The 20765-nt window shown below is 71.8% G+C and carries 19 protein-coding genes; 16 read left to right on the forward strand and 3 right to left on the reverse strand.

Features of this window, described 5'->3' with window-relative positions; genetic code table 11:
- Positions 1 to 560: 560 nt before the first annotated feature.
- The 9 genes from truD to ACZ5GP_RS11500 are packed head-to-tail and all read left to right on the forward strand — an operon-like array spanning position 561 to position 10000.
- Entirely contained in the window at positions 561 to 1652 is a 1092-nt protein-coding gene (gene truD, locus ACZ5GP_RS11460) for a tRNA pseudouridine(13) synthase TruD (RefSeq protein WP_468750628.1), read from the forward strand.
- A gap of 50 nt (positions 1653 to 1702) precedes the next feature.
- Positions 1703 to 3022 carry an aspartate aminotransferase family protein gene (locus ACZ5GP_RS11465; RefSeq protein WP_468750629.1) on the forward strand — a complete coding sequence of 440 codons (1320 nt, stop codon included), beginning with the start codon at positions 1703 to 1705 and terminating at the stop codon, positions 3020 to 3022.
- Positions 3023 to 3035: 13 nt separating this feature from the next.
- A complete protein-coding gene (locus ACZ5GP_RS11470) occupies positions 3036 to 3854 on the forward strand; it encodes a class I SAM-dependent methyltransferase (protein ID WP_468750630.1) in 819 nt (272 codons plus the stop codon).
- 35 nt (positions 3855 to 3889) lie between these two features.
- The gene (locus tag ACZ5GP_RS11475) at positions 3890 to 5353 is read left to right on the forward strand and encodes a hypothetical protein (protein WP_468750631.1); all 1464 of its coding nucleotides are present in this window, start codon (positions 3890 to 3892) and stop codon (positions 5351 to 5353) included.
- Positions 5350 to 6015 (forward strand): 2OG-Fe(II) oxygenase, encoded by a 666-nt coding sequence (locus tag ACZ5GP_RS11480; protein WP_468750632.1) that lies wholly within the window; start codon positions 5350 to 5352, stop codon positions 6013 to 6015. Before ACZ5GP_RS11475 ends, ACZ5GP_RS11480 begins: the two co-directional genes overlap by 4 nt.
- Positions 6009 to 6938, forward strand: coding sequence for a class I SAM-dependent methyltransferase (locus ACZ5GP_RS11485; protein WP_468750633.1), 930 nt, complete (start codon positions 6009 to 6011; stop codon positions 6936 to 6938). The genes ACZ5GP_RS11480 and ACZ5GP_RS11485 overlap by 7 nt, the downstream gene beginning before the upstream one ends.
- A gap of 1 nt (position 6939) precedes the next feature.
- Positions 6940 to 8079, forward strand: coding sequence for a hypothetical protein (locus ACZ5GP_RS11490; protein ID WP_468750634.1), 1140 nt, complete (start codon positions 6940 to 6942; stop codon positions 8077 to 8079).
- A complete protein-coding gene (locus tag ACZ5GP_RS11495; protein WP_468750635.1) occupies positions 8076 to 9302 on the forward strand; it encodes a hypothetical protein in 1227 nt (408 codons plus the stop codon). The genes ACZ5GP_RS11490 and ACZ5GP_RS11495 overlap by 4 nt, the downstream gene beginning before the upstream one ends.
- A complete protein-coding gene (locus ACZ5GP_RS11500; protein ID WP_468750636.1) occupies positions 9299 to 10000 on the forward strand; it encodes a hypothetical protein in 702 nt (233 codons plus the stop codon). The genes ACZ5GP_RS11495 and ACZ5GP_RS11500 overlap by 4 nt, the downstream gene beginning before the upstream one ends.
- Before the next feature lie 14 nt (positions 10001 to 10014).
- Here the strand turns inward: ACZ5GP_RS11500 and ACZ5GP_RS11505 are convergent, their stop codons facing one another.
- Positions 10015 to 10545 (reverse strand): GrpB family protein, encoded by a 531-nt coding sequence (locus ACZ5GP_RS11505; protein WP_468750637.1) that lies wholly within the window; start codon positions 10543 to 10545, stop codon positions 10015 to 10017.
- Between the two features lie 224 nt (positions 10546 to 10769).
- On the opposite strand from ACZ5GP_RS11505, the gene ACZ5GP_RS11510 reads away from it, so the two are divergent.
- From ACZ5GP_RS11510 to ACZ5GP_RS11530, 5 genes are read left to right on the forward strand one after another with little or no spacing between them, the layout of a single operon-like run.
- A complete protein-coding gene (locus ACZ5GP_RS11510; protein WP_468750638.1) occupies positions 10770 to 11984 on the forward strand; it encodes a hypothetical protein in 1215 nt (404 codons plus the stop codon).
- 5 nt (positions 11985 to 11989) lie between these two features.
- Positions 11990 to 12787, forward strand: a complete 798-nt coding sequence (locus ACZ5GP_RS11515) for a tyrosine-protein phosphatase (protein ID WP_468750639.1) — start codon at positions 11990 to 11992, stop codon at positions 12785 to 12787.
- A complete protein-coding gene (locus ACZ5GP_RS11520; protein WP_468750640.1) occupies positions 12784 to 13812 on the forward strand; it encodes a GNAT family N-acetyltransferase in 1029 nt (342 codons plus the stop codon). The genes ACZ5GP_RS11515 and ACZ5GP_RS11520 overlap by 4 nt, the downstream gene beginning before the upstream one ends.
- A gap of 7 nt (positions 13813 to 13819) precedes the next feature.
- Positions 13820 to 14311, forward strand: coding sequence for a hypothetical protein (locus ACZ5GP_RS11525; protein WP_468750641.1), 492 nt, complete (start codon positions 13820 to 13822; stop codon positions 14309 to 14311).
- Positions 14308 to 14931 carry a 2OG-Fe(II) oxygenase gene (locus ACZ5GP_RS11530; protein WP_468750642.1) on the forward strand — a complete coding sequence of 208 codons (624 nt, stop codon included), beginning with the start codon at positions 14308 to 14310 and terminating at the stop codon, positions 14929 to 14931. The genes ACZ5GP_RS11525 and ACZ5GP_RS11530 overlap by 4 nt, the downstream gene beginning before the upstream one ends.
- Positions 14932 to 14951: 20 nt before the next feature.
- Here ACZ5GP_RS11530 and ACZ5GP_RS11535 read toward each other — a convergent pair whose 3' ends face one another.
- Together ACZ5GP_RS11535 and ACZ5GP_RS11540 are read right to left on the reverse strand one after the other, a co-directional pair.
- Positions 14952 to 15461 (reverse strand): nucleoside-diphosphate kinase, encoded by a 510-nt coding sequence (locus ACZ5GP_RS11535; RefSeq protein ID WP_468750643.1) that lies wholly within the window; start codon positions 15459 to 15461, stop codon positions 14952 to 14954.
- Between the two features lie 26 nt (positions 15462 to 15487).
- Complete coding sequence (locus ACZ5GP_RS11540; protein WP_468750644.1) at positions 15488 to 16279, reverse strand: IclR family transcriptional regulator; 792 nt, start codon at positions 16277 to 16279, stop codon at positions 15488 to 15490.
- Between the two features lie 293 nt (positions 16280 to 16572).
- Here ACZ5GP_RS11540 and ACZ5GP_RS11545 point away from each other — a divergent pair, with 293 nt between their 5' ends.
- Together ACZ5GP_RS11545 and ACZ5GP_RS11550 are read left to right on the forward strand one after the other, a co-directional pair.
- Positions 16573 to 17112, forward strand: a complete 540-nt coding sequence (locus ACZ5GP_RS11545; protein ID WP_468750645.1) for an urease subunit gamma — start codon at positions 16573 to 16575, stop codon at positions 17110 to 17112.
- Between the two features lie 693 nt (positions 17113 to 17805).
- Positions 17806 to 20760 carry an aldehyde dehydrogenase family protein gene (locus ACZ5GP_RS11550; protein ID WP_468750646.1) on the forward strand — a complete coding sequence of 985 codons (2955 nt, stop codon included), beginning with the start codon at positions 17806 to 17808 and terminating at the stop codon, positions 20758 to 20760.
- Positions 20761 to 20765 lie beyond the last annotated feature (5 nt).

Consider the following 20765-nt stretch of genomic DNA (forward strand, 5'->3'; position numbering starts at 1 on the left):
AGAGCGACGGGAGCGGTGCTGTACGGCCCCCGCCCACCTGACAGCCAGTCACGTTAGGCAGCGCCGCGACGGTGCGGCAAGACGCGGCGGCAAGTGTTCCGGTGCGCGGAACAGCCCTTATCCGGACGGGCCGCGGCCTGTAGAACTTGCCGAGGCACAACCGCCGTCACGGCCCGACGCCATTGAGTCATCACCTAATCCTCATGATTTCCATGTGATCCGCTCCAGTGGTCGTCGTGTCGGTCGTACGTGAGGGAGGAGCCGCACCGGTCCGCGCACCGACCGGTCGGGGCTTCTTCGGGTACGGGAATGCCGAAGGCAGCGGGCGGCGATCACCGGTACGTGCCTCCCCGTGCGAGCAGGGCGCGACCGCCGCACCTCGCGACGGCTGGCGCACGAGGAGCGGCCGGGCCGGCCGCACGGTCCAAGGACTGTGCGGCCGCAACCCCCGCTGCTGTGCGGTTCACCCGGCCGTACGGTCTGCCATCGTCGTGCGGCCTCCGTCGCGCGGCCCGTCCGCTGTCCGGCCCGCCGACGGCTGCCCGGAGTCGGGAGTGACCTTGACGCACCTGCCCCTGCTCAAAGTCCTGCCGGAGGACTTCCGGGTGACCGAGGCCCTCGGGCTCGAAAAGGCACCTCCGGGAGAATCTCCGTACACCTACCTTTTGCTGCGCAAGCGTGGCCTGACCACGCACGAGGCACTCGGCGCCCTGGCCGAGACATTCGGAGTGGCGGTCACGGACGTCGCGGCGGCCGGGCTGAAGGACGAGGACGGCATCACCGAGCAGTTCCTCTCGGTGCGCGCGGCCCTGTCCCCCGACGACCTCGTACGCGCCAACATCTGCGGTCGGTCCGGCGGTGACCTGAGTGGGGAGGCCACCGGGGAAGCGATCCGCACCTGGCACGTGACGTCGCAGGGCACCGGCAAGGCCGCTCTGCGCACCGGAGAGCTGGATGGCAACTGCTTCCGGCTGGTGGTGCGCGGCTTGGCCGAGGACACGGCGACAGCGCTCTCCCGAGGGCCCCGACGCCACACCCACTACTTCGTCAACTACTACGACACACAGCGCTTCGGAGTGCCGGGCGGTCCGAAGCAGACCCATCTGATCGGCGCCGCCCTGCTCGACGGGGACGAGGAAGCGGCGCTGGAGCTCCTGCGCGGGTCCGGCTCCGCCGAGGCGGCGCGGGCGCTGCAACACCAGGGCCCGGCAGCGGAGTTCTGGCCGTTGCTGGACCCCCGGGTCCCGGTCTTCTACCGGTGCGCCCACGCCTCCTACGAATGGAACGCCCGTGTACGCGCGCTGCTGGTGAAGTTGGCGGGCACTCAGGTGACGCACGTCGAACGGGAGGGCATTCCGTACGCCTTCGCCGACACCCGGTCCGGCGTGCTGGCGCTCGCGGCGGAGCGTCCCGAACTGGACTACGTGCGGTACCGCTGGACGGACGGAGCGTGCGTCCGCAGTACGGCTCCGCGGCCGACCGTGCTCCAGACGCACCTGTCGGTCCACGGCGTGGAGCCGGACCTGCTGCACCCCGGGCTGTTCGCCTGCACCCTGTCGTTCTTCCTGCCGTCCGGCGGCTATGCGACGTCCGCCGTCGAACAGTGGTTCGCCCAGCTCCCCGGCGCGCGGCCGGACGGCGAGCGCCGGTGAACGCGCACGCCTCGGGTCCACGCCCCGACGTGCGGGCCATACTGGGCCAGGTGCGGGCCCATCTCTCACCTGCCCTGGCCCTCGTGTACGGGATGAACGGCGCGGGCGCGGTCGAGTCACACGGCGACGGGGCCAGGATCGTACTCTCCGACGGCAGGTCCGCCCTGGACTTCGGAAGTTACGCGGTGACGCTGCTCGGCCGTGGGCATCCGGACGTACTGCGGGCGGTGCGCCGGGAGTTGGAGCGGATGCCGGTCTCCACCCGTGTCCTGGCCAACGGCGCCACCGCCGCGCTCGCCGCCGAACTGGTCGCGTACACCGACCCCGGGCGGTTGAGCAGGGTGTGGCTGGGACTCAACGGGTCCGACGTGGTGGAGGCCGCGCTCAAACTCGCCCGGCTGGCCACCGGGCGGAGCCGGGTCGTCGCCGTCGAGGGCGCTTTCCACGGCAAGTCGCTCGGGGCGCTCGCGGTCACCTGGGACCGGCGCTACCGGCAGTCCCTGGAGCCGCTGCTGGGCGGGGTGACACATGTTCCTCCGGTGCCGGAAGCGGTGCCTGCCGCATTCGCCGCCGGGGACGTCGCCGCGGTGATCATGGAGCCGTTGCAGGGTGAGGGCGGGGTGCGGCCGTTGCCCGAGGGGTTCCTCCGCGCGTTGGCCGGCACCGCACGTCGGAACGGGGCGTTCGTGATCGCCGACGAGATCCAGACGGGGCTGCGCCGGTGCGGGGAGCGGGCGTTGAGCATAACGGCCGGGCTGCGGCCCGACGCGGTGCTGTTCGGCAAGGCGCTCGGCGGGGGCGTCCAACCACTGTCGGCAATGGTGGCGACCGAGCTGTTGTTCGCACCCCTGGCCAAGGACCCGTTCCTGCACACCACCACCTTCTCGGGCCATCCGCTCGCCGCGGCAGCCGGGAGCGCGGCGCTGCGTGCGGTGGAGGAACTCGCGACGCGCGGCGACCGGCTGGCAGCGCTTGTGGCGGACGGTCTGCGCCGGATCGCGGACCGCCATCCCGGGTTGATCACCGAGGTTCGGGGGCGGGGCCTGCTCTGGGGCGTCGAGTTCGCCCCTGGCGGTGCGGCCGGGGAGGTGCTGCTCGAACTGAGCCGTCGGGGGCTCGTGGTGTCCCCCTGCCTCGGCCGCCCCGAGGTGATCCGGTTGCTGCCCCCGCTGGTGGCCGCCGACGCCGACGTCGAAGAGGCCCTCGACCTGCTGGACAAGACGTGCGCGGCGGTCCCCGACGAGTTCCGTTCCGCCACACGAAACACCTCCGTCCCCGCCGCGCCGGCCCACGCTAGGTTGCCTTGCACGGGGAACGGTACGCCGGGCCGCTCCGTACCCGACGGGCCCGGCCGTTCCCGCACGCCCTGAGAAGTGGAGCACCATGGCTCGCGACGCACACGACAGCGCCCGGACGGCGGAGAGCCCGCGGACAGCGGACCCCCGGGACGACGGCGCCACGGCGAACGGCGGTTACGAGGAGTTCGCCGAACAGTACGACCGTGGCAGCGAGGCCAATGTCTACAACACGCTCCTCGACCGCCCCGCGGTGCAGAGCAAGTGCCCACCGCTGGCGGGAACACGCGTGCTGGAGGCCGGCTGTGCGAGCGGCGCGTTGACGCAGTGGCTGGTGGACCAGGATCCGGCGCGGGTCGTCGCACTGGACGCCAGTCGCACTCTGGTGGGCCTGGCCCGAAAGCGGCTGGGCGGGCGCGCCGAGGTGCGGGTGCACGATCTGCACGATCCTCTGGACTTCCTGCCCGACGCCTGCGTCGATGTGGTCGTCTCCTCGCTGACCCTGCACTACCTGGAGGACTGGGTGCCCGCCCTCGCGGAGTTCCGCCGGGTCCTGGCCCCGGGCGGCACCGTCGTGCTCTCGACCCACCACCCGCTGAACGACTTCGAACTGTCGCCAAGCGGCGACTACTTCAGGGTGGAGGAGCTCTCCGACGAGTGGCCCAGTTTCGGACCTCCCACCCCCGTCGTCACCTTCTTCCGACGGCCGCTGGGCCGCATGGTCGCCGACGTGCACGACGCCGGCCTCGCCCTGCGCGAACTGTACGAGCCACGGGCCGATCCGGCCCGGCGGGAGGAGTACGGCAAGAGGTTCGACAAATTGTCACGCAAGCCGTGGTTCCTCGTGCTGGTACTCGGTCGCCCGGACGGGCCCGCCGGGAACGCGACGGCACCCGGCGCCGGGTGACCGCACCCGGGCGACGAGACCCAAGGAGCAGGCACGTGCTGAACACTTCCGCCGGTTCGTCCGGCACCCGTGCCGCGAACGGCACGCACGTCGCGGACGACTCCGGACCCGGCGGCCGCCCCGCGGACGCCACCCGGGCGGCGTACTGGGACGTACTCGGCGCGCCCTCGTCCGCGGAGCATCCCACGCCCACGGTCACGACGGGTGGATTCAAGCACCTGATGGTGCCGGTCCTGGCCGCCGCGTGCCTCGCCGACCGCCCGTGGCGCATCGCCAACGCCCCCCGGATCGAGGACCGCAGACTGCTCTCTGCGATGCTCCGTCACCTCGGCGCGGACATCACGGACGAAGGTCCCGCGCTGACCGTCGACGCGTCCGCCCTTACCGGGACGTACCTCCCCGCCCCATGGAGCACCGGCGTCCACGGCGGGGTGTACCTGCTTCCGACGGTGCTCGCGGCCCGCGGCGAGGTGAGTTCCGGCCCGCACGGCGGGTGCGCCATCGGCGGCGGCAGCCAGGGTTCGCGTCCGCTGTCGCACATCGCCCGGATCCTGGAGAGGTTCGGCGCGGTGTGCGAGGCCGGGGCCGACGCGTTCCGCGCCACCGCACCGCCGGGCGGGCTGCGTGGCGCCCGCATCGATCTCGCGGACTTCGCGGAGCCCGCGCCCCGCACCGGGACGCCCACCGGCCCGTACTACTCGGGGGCGACGAAGACGGCGCTGCTCGCCGCCGTCACCGCGCGGGGGACCACCGTGCTGGACAACCCGTACCCCAAGCCGGACGCGATGGAGCTGGCACGGGTACTGGCGGCGGCGGGTGCCCGGGTGGAGGTGCTGCCCGGGCGGATCACCGTGGAAGGCCTCGGCGGACCGCTCGGCGGTACGGACGTCACCCTGCCGTCGGATCTGATGGAGGTCGTCACCTTCATCGCCTGGGCGGTCCATCTGCGCCGGGCGCTGGAGGTACGGCTGACCCGGGCCGACGTGGTACGTGCGGGGCTGGCCCCGGAGTTGGAGTGCCTGTCCACGATGGGCGTTCCGCTGAGCTGGGAGGGCCCGCGGCTGCGGATCGAGCCGCCGCAGCGGCTGCACGGCACCGAGGTACTGGCCGCCTCGCACCATCTCTACAGCGACGCGGGGCCGCTCTTCGCGCTGATGCTGCTGGGTGCGCAGTCCCCTTCGCGGCTGACGGACGGCGTGTGGGGGAACCGCTTCGGGTACGTGGAAGGGTTGCGCGGTATGGGAGCCGTGTTGCGCCGCTCGGGGAACGAGCTGCACCTCTCCCCCGGCCCGTTGCAGCCGTCCGCCCTCCCCCTGCGGGCCGGGGACCTGCGCGCCGCGGCCACGCTGCTGCTCGCCGCACTGGGCACCGGTGTACCGCAACGGCTCCACGGGGTTCAGCACCTGGCCCGGGGATACGAGGACCTCCCGGCGAAGCTCGCGGTGCTCGGTGCGCGTGTCGAAGCACCGGTGGCGGTTTCGTCGGAGGGCGGGTCATGACCGCGGCCACGGTGCTCGACCGCACTGCCCTCGCCCGCACGGTCATGGCCCGCACCCCTTTCAGCTGGGCCCTGGTCACGCACTCCGTACCGGGTGAGGCCGAACAGCGCCGCCTCGCCGCCGAGTTCCCCGACGAAGGATTCGTCCTCACCGAACGGGCAGGCGGCACAGCGGCCGGGAAGGGCTACCGCACCAGCAATCTGACGCTCGTTCAGGACGGTGCGCCGGTGCCCGGACGCGTGTCCCGGCTGACGCCCCTCTGGCAGGACCTGGTCGGCGCCCTGCTGGACGACGGCTATCGGGCGGCGGTCACCGCGGCCACCGGCCGCGACCTGCGCGGGTGCACCCTGGAGATCCGCGCCGTACGGTACGGCCCAGGTGCGTGGATCGACCCGCACACCGACCGCGCGGACAAGATCGTCACACAGACCTGGTACTTCAACGAGGGCTGGCGACCGGAGTGGAGCGGTGCCCTGCGCATCCTGCGCTCCCCCTCCGTGGACGATGTCGCCGCCGAAGTACTGCCGGGGCTGACCGATTCCGTGCTGCTGGTCCCGTCGCCCGACTCCTGGCACACCGTGATGCCGGTCTCCGAGCGGGCGGAGCAGGACCGGCGCGTGCTGCTCGTGCACTTCGTCTCGAAGGAGCGCAGCGGATGGTGACCTCGGCGGACGGCCCGTACAGCTCCCTGGATCCGCACGGCCGTCGCGCCGGCACCGACCAGACCCGACGTCAGCACCACTACCACCGCGAGCTCTTCCCCGCCCTGCACGACTGGGACCGGACGGAGGCCTCCATCGTCGCGTTCACCGGCGAGAACGGCCCCAAGGGGCTGCTGGGCCTGGACCAGATGGGCCACTTCGGCCCGCAGGGCTGCGATCTCGTCACCGCGGCCGTCCGCGCGGCACACCCGGACGCCGCTCTGACTGCCGCCGAACTGGGCAGCGGGTTCGGCGGTGCGCTGCGCCATCTGGCGGACGCGCTCGCGGCCGGCGGCGGCGTGGCCCGGATGTACGGCGTCGACCTGGTGCCCGAGCACTGTGCGGTGAGCCGTCGCATCACCGCCGCGCAGGGCCGCACCGAGGTGACCGAGATCTGTGCCGACGCGACGGGCGTACCACTGCCCGACGGGGCCCTCGACGTCGTCGTGGTGACCGGTTCCATGCCGCATTTCCCCCGGCCGGCGGCGGTGCTGCAGGAGGCGTTCCGCCTGTTGCGCCCCGGCGGCCTGTTCGTCGCCACCGAAGAGGTGAGCCTGGCGCCCGCCGAACGGCGGCCCTCCCGGGCCTTCCACGAGATGCACCCGCCGGACGTCTTCTTCGTCACGCCACTGCCGGACCGGCTGCGCCAGTTGCGGGACGCGGGGTTCGAGGACGTGCTGCGCGAGGACCTGCGGGAGTGGGCGCTCGCCCTCCTGGCGGACCGGCTGAAGGTGCTGCGAGTGTTCCGCGGCAGCGTGGCCGACATTTACGGCGAGGGTCCGGTGGACCGGATCCGGCACACGCTGGCCACCGCGAGGGACGAGTTCGCCGCGGGCCGGCTGCTGCCGAGCCTGCTCACCGCACGTCGCCCGGAGGCCATCTGACATGCAGTCGCCCCCTGTTGTCAGGACCGCGACCGCCCGCTGGGGGCCGGTCCTGTGGTCGTACTCGTCCGACGACTACGCGGAACCGGGCCTGGTCGAGGCACAGTCCGTCGCGCCCGGCGGCGTCCCCTGGCCCCCGCACGACCGGGTCCGCGTCGATGTGTGCTCGACGAGCGGCCTGGATGTTCTGCACCGGCTGGCACAGACGGTGCAGGGCCCCCGGGTCCGGTTGCGCGAGGAGAACTACCGGCGGACTCCCGACGGCTCCTGGGTGAGCGACGGCCAACGCCCGCCCGACGCGACGGAACCGCCGCTCCCCCGGCACGCCCTGGTCCACCGGAACGGGCGGTGGACAGTGCTGCACGGCAGCGCAGGCACGGAACAACGGGCCACGACGGGCGGCATCGTGCTCCGTTCCCTGGTCGCCGCCGTGCTCGCGGGCCGGGGCGGGCGCACCGTGCACGCGTCCGCCGCGACCGGCGAGGACGGACGGGCCGTGGTCTTCCTGGGCGACGGCGGTACGGGAAAAACCACCCTCGCGCTGTGCCTGGCGCGCTCGGGCGGCCGTTTCGTAAGCGGCGACCGCACTCTGCTGGTGCCGGGCCCCGGCGGCTGGTGGGTCGTGGGGGCCGGGCTGACGGCACGGCTGCGCTGGGGCACGCTCGAAGGGCTCGGCCTGACGGAACGGGTACGGAAGTCGGTGCTCCTGCGGCACGGTGACGGCAAGTGCCCGGTGGCCGCGCTGCCTCGGACACCGGCCAAGGTGTACTTCACGCCCGGTGAACTGGCGCGCGTCCTGGACGTGCCGGGGGCCGACTGCGCCCCGCTCGGCAGGCTGGTCGTGCTTTCTCCGGCCGCCGGCGCCGAGCCCGTGGCACGTTCCCTCCCCCGGGAAGCGAGGGACGGAGTGATCCGGCCCCACCTGCTGCCCTCCGACGCGGGCATGCTCGCCGGGGAGGTCCCCGGGTCCCCCTCGCGAGCGGCTGCCGTACCGGGCAGCCCGGCTTCCCGGCCCGACGGTGCGCAGGAGGGTCCGGTGCCCATTTCCTCACTGGCCTGGGACCCCGTACGCCACGGTTCCCGGGACGCCTTGCGCCGAGTGCTCGCCCTTCCGGCCGACCCCGGCCGCGTACCGCGATGACCTGTGCGACCGGGCTCATGGGGATGGTCGCCGGAACGGCCCTGCGTGCCGTTTCGGTCACGGCGGGCGCGGTGCTGCTCACCCGCCCGCCGGACGGTGTGCTGTGGTGGCTGACCGGATGCTGGCTGGCGTACGAGGCCGGAACGGCCCTGGGCGTCACCTCACTGGCCACGACCGCCCAGGCACAGGACCGACGCGCCCGCCACCAACTCCTGACAGCCGTCGAGGGCCTGGCCGTATCACCGCCGGACGCAGCGGACCGTGAACCGCTGCGGGCACACCTGTACGCGGCGGCCGGGGTCGCGATCCGCTGGGAGCCCAAGCCGGGCGCGGCCGTGGCCGTCCAGGCGCGGATCGTCGATTCCGCGCTGATCCTGGTGGGCCTGTGCGGTGCGCTTGCCACCGTCTCCCCGCCCGTGGCCGCCTGTTCCGCCGCCTGCACCGTGCTGGCCGTCTGCCTGGTACTGCACCCGCGCATGCTGCGGACCCAGGAAGCCGGAGCGGCGGGTTGGCACAGCCGCCGCCGCAGAAGCCTGACCCGTACCGCCCTCATCGGCGCCTTGGCCACAGCGGGGGCGCTCGCGCCAACGCTGGGCGCGCTGCGCCAACCGCACGCCGCGGCCGCGCTGTTGGGGAGCGCGCTGCTCTTCGCGCGCACTCTGTACCGCCTGGCGGCGATCGATCCGACGGCCGTACGGCACTGGCGGGTGACACGAGGGCACCTTCGCGAGGTCCGCCGCGCGGCAGCCACGGTGCGCGCCGACGGACCGGTGGGCGTCGCACACCCGTTTCCGCCGGGCGGGACATCCGTCGTCGTACCGGCGCGCGCCACCCGGCTGGGCTTCGCGGACCTGGCCGAGAACGTACACCTGGGCGCACTGGGCCCGGGCGACTCCGTGTCCGAACTGCTGCCGCGGACCGTGTGGTTGTGCCGGATGGACGCGCTCGCGGCCACACTGCCGCAGGGCTGGCACACCCGGCTGTCCGCCGAGTTCTCGGGCGGTGTCGATCCGGACGGGGACATGTGGTGCAGGATCGGGGCCGCCCGGGTGAGCGCACTGCTCGAACTGGGTGCGACCGAGGTACGGCTGTCCGGCGCACCCGATCCCTTCCTGTCCGAGGTGCTGGCCGCTTGGGGCGCCCGGGTGCGGCCGGTCGTACCGAACGCCGAAGCCGAGGGGGCAACCCCCCTCGGGAGCGGAACGCGGAAAGCCGCGACATGAGGCGCTCATGGGCCGCGCCCGCGCTCGTCGCCCTGCTGGGTGCGGCCGCGGCACTGCTGGGAGCCGCGACAGGGTTCGCGGTACACGCGGTCGGCTCCAGTGGGGCGGTGGGCGTGCCCTTGTGCGCTCTCGTCGTCGCGTTCTGCTGCGCTCAGGCCGGGGAGGTGCCTGCGGGAAGGGCCGGTGGAGGGCGGGCATCGGGCGTCCCCCTGCCCACGGTGCGTCATGTCGTGGACCGGGCAGTGCGGTTGGTGGTCGCCTTCGCCGTGCATCCCGCGCTCGCACTGGCCTTCCTTCCGCTGTGCCGCACCGTTCCCGCACCGAGGACTCCGGCCCTCACCGGCGGTGACGCCGACGCCGCCCGTGCGGTGCGGCGCATCGTGCGGGCCGCCACGGAGGAAGCCTGGACCAGTCCGTACCAGGGCCTGATCGCACCACTTCTGCTGAGGCACCACCTCCGCGTCTCCGCACGCGTGGCGGCGGCCACCGCATGTGGTGCGCGCCGGTCCGCCGGCGCCGCGCTGCGTACCCGACTGCCGCTGCTGTACGCCCTGACGCTCTCCGCCGTGGTGCTCTCCGTGACCGGTGCGCAGCAGAACGGCACGGCCGCGGTCACCGTCACCGTCTTCCTCACCGTGGTGACGACACCGATGGCCTCACCCAGCCATGAACGTACTGCCCATGAGGCCGCCGGATGATCCGGCCCGGCCCCTCAGGCATCACTCGGGCCCGGCTGCCAGCCGCGCACCTGCGCCCAGAGGTCGGCCCGTCGCGTCAGCTCCCACACCACCTCGGACTTCGCCCTCGTGTAGGCACGGCGGTCCGCTCCGTACCGCTGCGCCAGCAGCACCTTCCTCGCTCCGAACAGTGCCGCGTCGGCGGGGCTGTCGCGGAGGTAGTCGCGCAGCAGGAGGCAGAGCTGTTCGGAGAAACTGCCCGCACGCCGGACGTGCAGATGGGTACGGGGCCCCGACACCTCCCGGAAGTACCGTTTGGTCAAGTCGGGGTTCGTGGCCCGGAACTCGAAGCCGAGCGCCTCCAACGGTGCACGGAAGAAGGCTGGTTCGAGTCGCTCGACCGACACCTGGATGTCGACGACCGGTTTGGCCCTCAGCCCGGGTACCGACGTCGAGCCGATGTGGTCGATGCGCGGCGCGAGGTCTCCGAACCCGGCGCGAAGTCGGGCACCCAGCTCCGCGAAGCGGGCGGGCCACTCCTCCCGGTACTCCACGATCTCGATCACGGCCCGCACTCTATCCAGCGCCCTGCCAAGAAGGAGAAACGCCCTTTCGTGGCACGGGCGTTCCGGCAGGCGGAACGAATCCGAAGGCCGACACTTCACCGTTCCGCGTGAGGGAACACCGCCTTTCGCCGGACGCCGTAGGTCGGCGACCATCAGCACTGTCAGGTACTGCGGACCGCGCGTACGCACCCCGACCGCATCCGACCACCTCACGAAGGAGGCCCATGGCCGTCGCCGCGTCGTCCCGGACCGGCCCGCGTCCGGCCCGGCCGCTCCCGGAGCGCCACGAATCGTTCCGGCTCTGTCTGCCTCCGGCCGAACTGACCGTGAGCAGCACCTTCCCCGGGCTCCGTGCGGCAGTCGGCGCCCTCGTGCACCCGCTCTTCGAGGTGGGGGACGTACCCGCCGCGGATGTCACCTCCGTCGGCGCACCGCACCTCGTCGTCACCGGACCGGCCGAGGACGCCGCTCTGCCCGCTCCCTCGGAGCTGGCTCTGGCGCCGCAGTTGCTGCTGCACCCGGACGGGCCCCGCTTCGTGGTCCTGGAGCGTTCAGCCGACCGGACCGTGCTGGTACGTGACGGTGAGAGGGACAGCGCACCGCTCCTGCTGACCGCCACTCCCGGCACCCGGGTGGTGAGTGCCGAGGCACCCGACGCGGGGCCGGCATCGGTACGGGCTGTCGTCCGGCTCATCGGCACCCTGCTCGGTGCCCAGTCGACCGGGCACGGCGCGGTGTTCCTGCACGGCTCCGCCGTGGCGGTGGACGGCTCGTCGGTGCTCGTGCTCGGGCCGAAGCACCGGGGCAAGTCCTCGTTGGCGTTCCTCGCGGTCACCCTGTGCGGTGCGGACTTCGTGTCCGACGACACCCTCGTCGCCTGGGCCTGCGGAACCCGGTCCGCGCCGCTGGTACGGGGCTGGCCCAAGCGGGTGGGTGTCGCCACCGCGCTGCTCGCCGGCCATCCGGCCCGGGACGCCTTCGCGCAGGCGACGCTGCGCCGGCACCGTTCCGGGACGTCCCGGCAGCTCGCCGGTGCCACCTGGGCCGCCGCACCGCAGGACCGGACCCGGCTCTTCGCGGATCTGGACGAATTCACCGCGCTGACCGGGGCCGCCGTGGCCACGGACACCCATCCCGTCGGCATCGTGCTGCCGCGGGCGGACCCCGGGCTCTCGGGCTGGAGCGTCGAACGCGTCACCGACCGCGCGGAAGCGCTCGATGGTGCCGTGCTGTCCGGACAGGATCTGCGGCACTTCACCGACTATCTCGGGCTGCTCCCGCCGCAGCGCCCGGAGCCCGCCGTCCGCGCCGGTGTGCTGGCTTCGTTGCAGGCCCTGCCCGCCGTCCGGGTGGCGTACGGGCCGGACGTCAACGCCGACTTCCCACGGTTCTGGGCCGAGGTGACCTCGGCCCTCGCCCGGGCCGGCCGGGCCCGGTGAGGCAGATGCACACCACCGTGGGGATCAACTACCGGATGCCGGTGGCTTCGGGGCTGCGCCCCGGTCTGCTGCACCGGTCCGGCGACGTGACCGCGATCACGGTCGACGAGGCCGGAGCACTGGTGGCGCGGCACCGCCTGCGCACCCTGCTCGACCTGCGGTCGGACGCCGAGGTCACGCGTTACGGACCTCCGGCCGGACTGCTCGTCCACGGGGTGCGCTGGGTACGGGTGCCGCTCACCGGATACCCGCGCGACACCATCGCCGCACCCCGGCCCGGTGTCGCCGACCGCACGCGCTACCTGCACTCCATCCTCGCCGAGGCCGAGCCTGGAAGCTGGCCGCACCTCTTCCGGGAACTCGCCGGGGCCGCCGCCCATCCCTTCCTGCTGAGCTGTCACTTCGGCAAGGACCGCACCGGGGTCGTCGTGGCCGCCCTGCTCGCGCTGGCGGGCACGCCCCCCGCGGAGATCGCCGCCGATTACGCCGCCGGCCGGGCCGACCTCGTCGCCCGGGCCGACCATTTCCGGGACAAGTGGCTGCGGCGCGGCCACACCCGCGAAGAATACCTGTCCAGGCTGCACACCTCGCCGCTGACCATGGAAGGCTGGCTGACCGAGGTGGCGGCGCGGCACGGAGGTGTCGGGGCGGCGCTGCGGGCCCGGGGGGTGTCCCGGCAGGACCTCGTCCGCGTACGCACGCACCTCGCCGCTCCGACGGCCGCGCCCGGCACCGCTGCGACGTCGCACGGAAACGACCGCAGGGCCGGCGGCCCCGCGCCGTACGAGGAGGGCCGCCGATGAACGCGTCCGCGCTGCGGCAGGACGACGTCGCGGTACGGGAGCGGGTCCCGGACCGGCTGTGGCACGAGCTGCTCGCCGAGGCGGGCCAGGATGTCCTGCCGACCCAGACCCCGGGCTGGCGTGCGGCCGTGTGCGCGCACGGCTGGCGGGACGCGACGCGCCTCTACACCTGGTCCGACGGTACGCGTGTGCTGGTTCCGCTGGTCCGGACGGAGTCGGACGGCCCGGTGCGCTACGCCTCGTGGCCGGTCGGCTGGGGGGTGGGCGGCGTACTCGCGGCCCCCGGCACGGTGAGCGCCGACCGCGCCCGGTCCGTACTGCGCGACCTGGCGAGGCTGCCCGCGCGGGAGGTCTATCTGCGCCCGCACTTCGCGACCACGGCCCTGTGGGAGCCGCTGGTTCCGGCACAGGCGCGGCGAAATCCACGAATGACGCAGGTACTGAACCTGACACAGGGCTTCGACCACGTGTGGCAGCACCGCTACCGCAAGAAGGTGCGCGCCGGGGTGCGGCGGGCCGAACGGTCCGGGCTGACGGTCGAACACGACGGTACGGGCCGGCTGCTGCCGGAGTTCGACCGGCTCTTCGAACTGTCGCTGGCCAGGTGGGACAGCGAGTCCGGAGAGCCCCCGGGCGAGGCTCACGGTCGGATCAGGGCAAAGAACCCGCCCTCGAAGTTCACTGCCGTCGCTGAGGGGCTCGGCGAGGACTGCCGGGTGTGGCTGGCGCGCCACGAGGGGCGGCCGGTGGCCGCTCTCGTGGCGCTGTACCACGGTGCGTACGTCGTCTACTGGCAGGCGGCCATGGACAAGGCCCGTGCCGCACCCACCTGCGCGGCCCCTTACCTCCTGCACCTGGTCGTCAAGGACGCGTGCTCACGCGGGGCACGGGCGGTGCACCTGGGCGACACCTATCCCGGCACCTCGGTGACCCGGTTCAAGTCCGCCTTCGGCCCGGACGACCTGCACACGGCCGGCTACTGGCTTCCCGGGGCACAGGCGGACACACCAACCGACAGGACATGAGGCGGACATGAAGGACCGGCACTGGAGGACCCGCTACCGCGTCGGCGCGTACGAGGTGTGGGGCACTTCGCTGGACAGCGAGGAGCGCAGAAGACACGCACCGCAGGCCGAACCGGCCGACCTCGGCCTCTACCTGGACGAGCGCTGGCACGGCCACACGGACGCCCGCGTCCCGTACTTCGTGCTCTGGCCGACGCTGGAAGCCCCCTTGGAGAGGTCGCTGCTGGTGACCCGGATCGAAGAGGCGGCCGTCGTGCTCGAGGAGGGCGGCACGGTGGAGGTCGCCTGCTTCGGCGGACACGGGCGCACCGGCACCGTACTGTCCTGCCTGGACCTGGTGCTTGGCGGGACGACGGCGCGGGCCGCGCTGGACCGGATACGTCTCGAGTACTGCCGCTACGCGGTGGGGTCGGCCGACCTCGAACGCTTCCTCTTCGACGTGGGGAGCGAACTGACGCCCCGTTCGTCCGCGACGCTCGCCACCCGGGAGGGCCGGTGAACAGGCCGCTCGTCTCCTTCGCCCGCAGCGCCGCCGAGGACGTCCCGTTCCGCTGGTACCACGTGTGGGACACCTTCGCCGCAGCCGATGGGGCGGCCCTGCGCCGGACGTTCCCCGGGGACGGGTTCCGGAAAGTGATCCGCACAGAGGGGGACAAATCTTACACAATGCACCATCGGTCCCTGCATCCCGGGGCGGAGGACAGGGACACCGCGGAACTCGCCGAGCCGTGGCGGCGGTTCGTCGCCGACGTGACGGGGGCGGCCTACCGCAAGGCGGTGACGGAGCTGACGGGACTGCCGCTGGAAACCGCGCGGCTGGAGGTGAACGTATGGCGCTACGGCGCGAGTTGCTGGCTCGACCCGCACATCGACAAGCCGGAGAAGCTGGTGACACACATCCTGTACTTCAACGAGTCGTGGCCCAGCGGACGCGGCGGCGATCTGCTCTTACTGGGCTCCGCCTCCGGCGACGACGTGGTCCGCAGGATCGCGCCGTTGGCCAACACCGGTGTCCTCCTCGTGCGGGGAGAGAACAGCTGGCACGCGGTGGAGCGGATCCGGGAGGGCGCGGCGGGGCCGGAACGGCTCTCCGCGCAGGTGATCTTCCACCGGGCCTGAGCACCGGCGGCCTCCGGGACTCAGCGAAGGACGCCGGAAGGCCACGGACGGACCAGAGGGCCGAACACGGCCCGTTCGTGATCCCGTTCGCCCTTGGTCTCCGGACAGTGGGCGACGTTGCGCCGCTCGTCCGTCGCGTGCCGTCGCCGGATGTCCTTCTTGACCCGGCGAGTCCGGCGCAGCGCGTCGTCGCCCACCACGGCCAACAGCAGCATGGGTCCCTCGCAGAGGTAGGCGAGCGTGTGGGGGCCGTCCGGCTCGTTCAGCTTCTCCGGATACCAGCGTTCGGCCTGCTCCCGGGTCAGCCGGAGCCTGCCGACGGGCTCGACGCTCAACCCGGCCTCGCGCAGTCGGGCTTCCACTTCTGGAGCGAGACCGCGGCGGAGGCCGTCGGGTTTGACCAGCACATGGGTGTCCCGCGCACGGTCACAGGGTTCAGGCGGCGCGTGGGTGCCGAAGGCCTCGGCACGCCAGGCCGGGACGAGGCCGAGGAGGAGGCGCAGACACGGATTCCCGGCGGCCGGGCTCACGGCATGCGCATGCCCCGGGGCCGGGCTCATGGCATGCGAACCGTTCCGACGGCGCCGCAGAGCGTGCGGGACAGGGCGGCTCCGGCGGCACGCAGGTGCTGGGCCGTGTGTACCGGGTACGTCCGCTCCGGCGCGCCTTCGACGGCCAGCGCGGCGAACAGAACCCCGGAAGCGTCCAGCAGGGGTACGGCGATGGCCACGGTTTCCGGTCCGCGGCGGGCGGTCGCGAAGCCCTGCTCCGCCACGCGCGCGAGTTCTTCGGGAGAGGGCTCCCGTACCGTACGGCCGGGTAATCGTCGCCCCTCGCGGGTCCGGCCGGCAGGGCGTTGGTTGGCGCCTGTCCGACCGCCCCCGGGGGGCCGCCGGGCGCCGGCGCCCCACAGCAGTTTCGCCACGGCGTGGGCCGCCGCCTCGCCATCCGGCGGGGCCACCACGGTGGGACCCGCACCCGGCCCGCCGCGTGCCGTACCCACCAGAACCGGTGCGAGGCCGTCGGGGCAGAAGAGGAACACGTTCTGCTGGGTGAGGTCGTGCATCCGGCGCAGATGCGGCTGCGCCAGGTCGCCCAGTACACGCTGCCGCGGTACCCGCGTTCCCAACGCGAAGAGGCCGAGACCGAGACGCAGCCCTCGCTCGCCCCGCTCCAGCATGCCTTCCTCGACGAGTTCGGCGATCAGACGGTGGGCGGTCGGCTTGGGCAGGTCCGCACGGCGGGCGAGTTCGGACAGGGCTAGTTCGGACTCACCCGGGCGGAAGCAGTTCAGAATAGCCAGCCCTCGGGAAAGCATTGACCGTGCGGCGTTCGACTGGTCGGTCAACTGAGTGTCCTCCGGATCGGTGGAATGCGGAATTCAGCCAAGATGACGGCGCTTCTGAAGGGGCGTGTCGCTCATTCGACCACGCGAACAGCGGTCACAGCGGAACGCATAAACTTTGCCGGTCGCGCCGGTCGTTCGACCGGTCCTCGGCAGACCTGCGCCGAGGACCGGCCCACATCACGGACGCGCGGCAGAAACTTACCGGCATCGGACTCACCTCCTCACGACTTCCGACTTCTCGCCGACCGATTCCCGGATTCCCTGTCTTTGCTGGTCAGCAGTCTTTTTCTGGAGTGCAGCACGCCGACCACGACCGAGATCGTGGTGCTGCAGGAGATGCGAAGCAGCACCCCACCACCCTCCTCCTGGAGGCACCAGAACCTAATCAGCCAAGTACGACGACCTCGGGAAAACACCGCGCTTTCATTCAGCATTTGATTAATATCAGACTCCCGGGCGGAGGTCCACAGCCACTCATTTCGGCCATACTCCTCGTCGCATTGCGTCCCGCCGACCGCTCCGATGGCTCATGCCATGGGGCGACTCGCCGCGCACGTCGCGCCGCACCAGAGGAAGGAGAAAACCGCAGGCATCTGACGCCACATGAGCAGGAGCGATTCATGATCCGTGTCGCGGCGGATCTGGCCGGGCGACGACTCAGGCGCCAGCCTGATCTCACACTGAACCACCCGGAAATCGTGGCGCTGTTGGCGGCCCACAAGATCCCTCACAAGACCGCCGGCGTCGACTTGACGGTCTTCGGGGTCTTCGAGGTCTTTGAGGCGGAGCTTCAATTCATTGGTGCCAAGGACTGCTTCTGTGCCGGTCACTGACCCAGCCCATTCTGCAGCAACGCGTCACATGTGGCTGTGCTCGATCCCCCCTTTAGTCGTATCCGCAACCATTACCGGCTCAGGGCAAGGTAACCGGGACTGCGTGAGCAGAAAGAAGCGCAAAGAAGCGGGAGGAGCATCTAACCGGCGCGCGCAGCGCACGTCAGGATGGATTGCGCCCCCGGCGTCGCCATGTGCGCCCGTAGTGCGCCGCAAAGCCGCACCGAAGGCGGTCGGCCCGCTGGATCAGCAGAGACGCCCAGGCCAACACCGTTGAGGACGGCGGGATTTCTACGGGCGTGACGTAATTCTGCGCCCTCTCCTCGGCATATGCCGCCTGACGGAAGCCTCATCCGTACCCGGCCGGGAAAAGGCAATTTCAGGCCGTCACTTCAGGATGCGATTTTCACATGACTCCCCCGCGGTGGGCGGATAGATCAGTGGACCGATCAGCAGAATCACGCCCGGGCCAGCCAGGACCGTTGGTCCAACACTGAGTCGGTGGCTTCCGAAGTGAACTGGCGGATGACCGCCTTCCGGTAGGCAACAGTGGCCGTTAATTTTTCGATGGGCGTCGCGTTGCCCACTACGGCCGCTTGCCGCCGGCCTTTCCTGTGAACCCCCGTCTCCAGTCCAGTCCTTGCGTGTGTCCGCGACGGAATGTCGCCTGGCCGAACATGAAGGTGGTACCGCATGACCATCTCGGCAGACCGCACGACCTCTTCCGCCGCGCCGTCCGAAGCGGCGGCCCCGAGCCCCTACAGTTTCGGTTCCTACGCTGCAGGCCGGGAGGTCCAGGGCGAGAGCGCCTGGACCTACTCGGTCCGTGCCACCGCGTTGATCGATGATCCGCTGGGAGCCACCGCGTACAAGAGGTCGCTCGACCAGCAGAAGATGTCGGCCGAGGAGTGCCCTGAGGTAGTACTGGGCCGGTGTGCGCTGGCCCAACCGGAGTTGATGGAAGCGGCGTTGCTGGCCGCGTCGGAGGCTGCCCCGCTCTGGGCCGCCGTGCCGTTCGGCACGCGCCTCGAGTTCGCCGAGCGGTTCAGGGCAAGCATTCAGGAGCACGTCCCCCAGCTGATCGAACTGCTGGTGGGAGAGGGGCACCCGCTGCGGCTCGCCACCTCCGAGGTGTCCAACCTGCTGGCGTTCTTCGGACCCGAGACCACGCGATGGTGTGCCGGGCAGATGCTCACGGACGTGCGTGAGGACGGCCGCCGCCTCACCCTGCGCCGCCGACCCGATGGCGTCGTCTGCGTCCAGCCGCCCCAGAACACTCCTCTGATCAGTGTCGGTGCGGCGCTTCAGTCACTGATCGCGGGCAACAGTGTGGTCGTCCGGCTGTCCCGGCAGGCACCTCTGGCCGCGATGTACCTCGTGCAGCGCGTGGCCGCCCCGGTCCTGGAGCAGCTCGGCGCACCGTCAGGAACCCTCTCGGCGCTGTGCACGGAGCCGGGGGCGACCCTCGCGGCGTGGCTGGCCAGCCCGCTGGTCGACGACATCTTCTACTTCGGCGACAGCACTCGTGGTCTGCGCCTGCAACGTGACTGCCTGGAGCGCGGCAAGAAGCCGGTCCTCGAACTGGCCGGCAACGACGTGGTCATCGTCTGGCAGGACGCCGACCTGGAGTACGCGACGGAGGCACTTGCAGAATCGTTTTACGCGTCCGGGCAGATCTGCTGCGCACCTAACATCGTCGTCGCGCACCCCGCGATCGCCGACGCTCTGCTGGACCGGCTGTCGCAGGCTGTCCGTGCCCTGCGCCCGGGCTACCCCGACGACCCCGAGGTCGTCCTGGTGCCCACCCCCAGTGCCGCGGGGTACGACGCCGCGCTGGCCGATGCCCGGCAGCGGGGTGCCCAGGTCATCGCCGGGGGACGGCACCTGGATGTGCACGGCGAGGAGCGGGACACCGGCATCTTCCTTGAGCCGGCCGTGGTGCGCGTGGACGGCTTCGCCCGGGCCCGCCGGCTCCGCTCGGTGTGCCAGGAGACCTTCTTCCCGCTGCTGACGGTGGTGGTGCCCGCCCCCCAGGACGACGAGTCGCTCCTGGACGAGGTCCTGGACTTCGCCGGCAGCAACGCGTACGGGTTGCGCTGCTCCTTGTGGGCCGAGGACGACCGCGTCGTCACGGAGTTCCTCGGCCGGACCACCGGCTACGGCCAGCTGCGTGTCAACGACTCCCATCTGGCGTCGGGGCCCTACCTGTCCAACCACGGGGGCACCGGACTCAGCGGTGGCCCGTTCGGCGAGGCCAACTATCCGATGCTGCGCACCAGCCACCTCCAGACGGTCTCGGTCGCCCGGGACGTCTCGCCCTCCGGGGCGCTCACCGAGAGCCTCGACCGGACGGCGAAGGGCGCCCGCTTCGTCCTGCCGGCCCGGCCCGCCGTGCGGGGCGCCGGGACCCATCCCGCCGGGTGGCCCCCGGCGGACCTCCCGGGTGGCCTGCCCGCCCCCTTCACCCCGCGCTTCCAACAGGACCCGCACCCCACCCTCCGGTGGTTGCGCCAGAACCGGCCGGTGAGCCGGATCCTGACCCCGGACGGCGTGGGATGGCTGCTGACCCGGTACGACGACGTACGCCTGGCCCACCGGGACAAGCGGATCAGCTGCGACAGCAAACGCACCCCGGCCGGCATCCTGTGGGGCGGCGAGTGGCCCGATGAGCTGCGTGAGCGTCTGTTCACCCACCTCCTGGACACCGACGACCCGCGCCACGGGGAACTGCGGCGGCTGATGGCCCCGCTGTTCACCCCGCAACGCCAGAAGGAATGGCACACCCGGATCTCCGAGATCGTCAACGAGCGCATCGACAGGATGGCGGCCCGCGGACACGGGGACCTCATGGCCGAGGTCGCCTACCCGCTCGGGGCACACGTCCTGTTCTCCGTCCTCGGCGCACCCGTCCCCGACCTGCCCCTGCTGCGCTCCCTGACGTGGCGGCTGGTGGACTGGAACACCACCGTGCCCTACTTCCGCGCGCTGACCTACCAGGCCGACCAGATGATGGGCGACATCCTCGCCGACAAGCGCCGCCGGCCGGGCGACGACCTGCTGTCCCTGTTGGTCCGCGCCTGCGACGAGGAGCACCTGATCACCGAGGACGAGCTCCAGGGCATGTTCCTGCTCATGCTGGTGGCGGGGCAGGACCCCAGCATCAACAGCATCGGCAACAGCATGCACACCCTGCTGACCCACCCCGAGCAGATGGAGCTGCTGCGAGCCGAGCCCGAGCTGATCTCCAGCGCGACGGATGAGCTGCTGCGCTACAACAGCCCGCTGACCTTCACCAGTTGGCGCGGCACCCTGGAGCCCGTCGAGTTCAGCGGGGTCACCATCCCCGCCAATGAATCGCTGATCGTCTCTCTCGGCTCCGCCAACCGTGACGAAGCCCACTTCACCGACCCCGACGAACTGGACCTGCGTCGCAGCCCCAACCACCACCTGGCCTACGGCCACGGCGTGCACTACTGCCTCGGAGCGCAGATCGGCAGGCTGACGGCCGAGACCGCCATCAGCACCCTCCTCCGGCGCCTGCCCGAGCTGCGTCTCGCCGGTGACGTGCACTGGAGGCCCGGCCAGTTCGAACGCGGGATGGAGGCCCTCCCCGTGGCCTGGAACCCGGATGCCGTCCGCCCGAACTGACCCCG

This window comes from Streptomyces sp. NPDC031466, assembly GCF_055581265.1.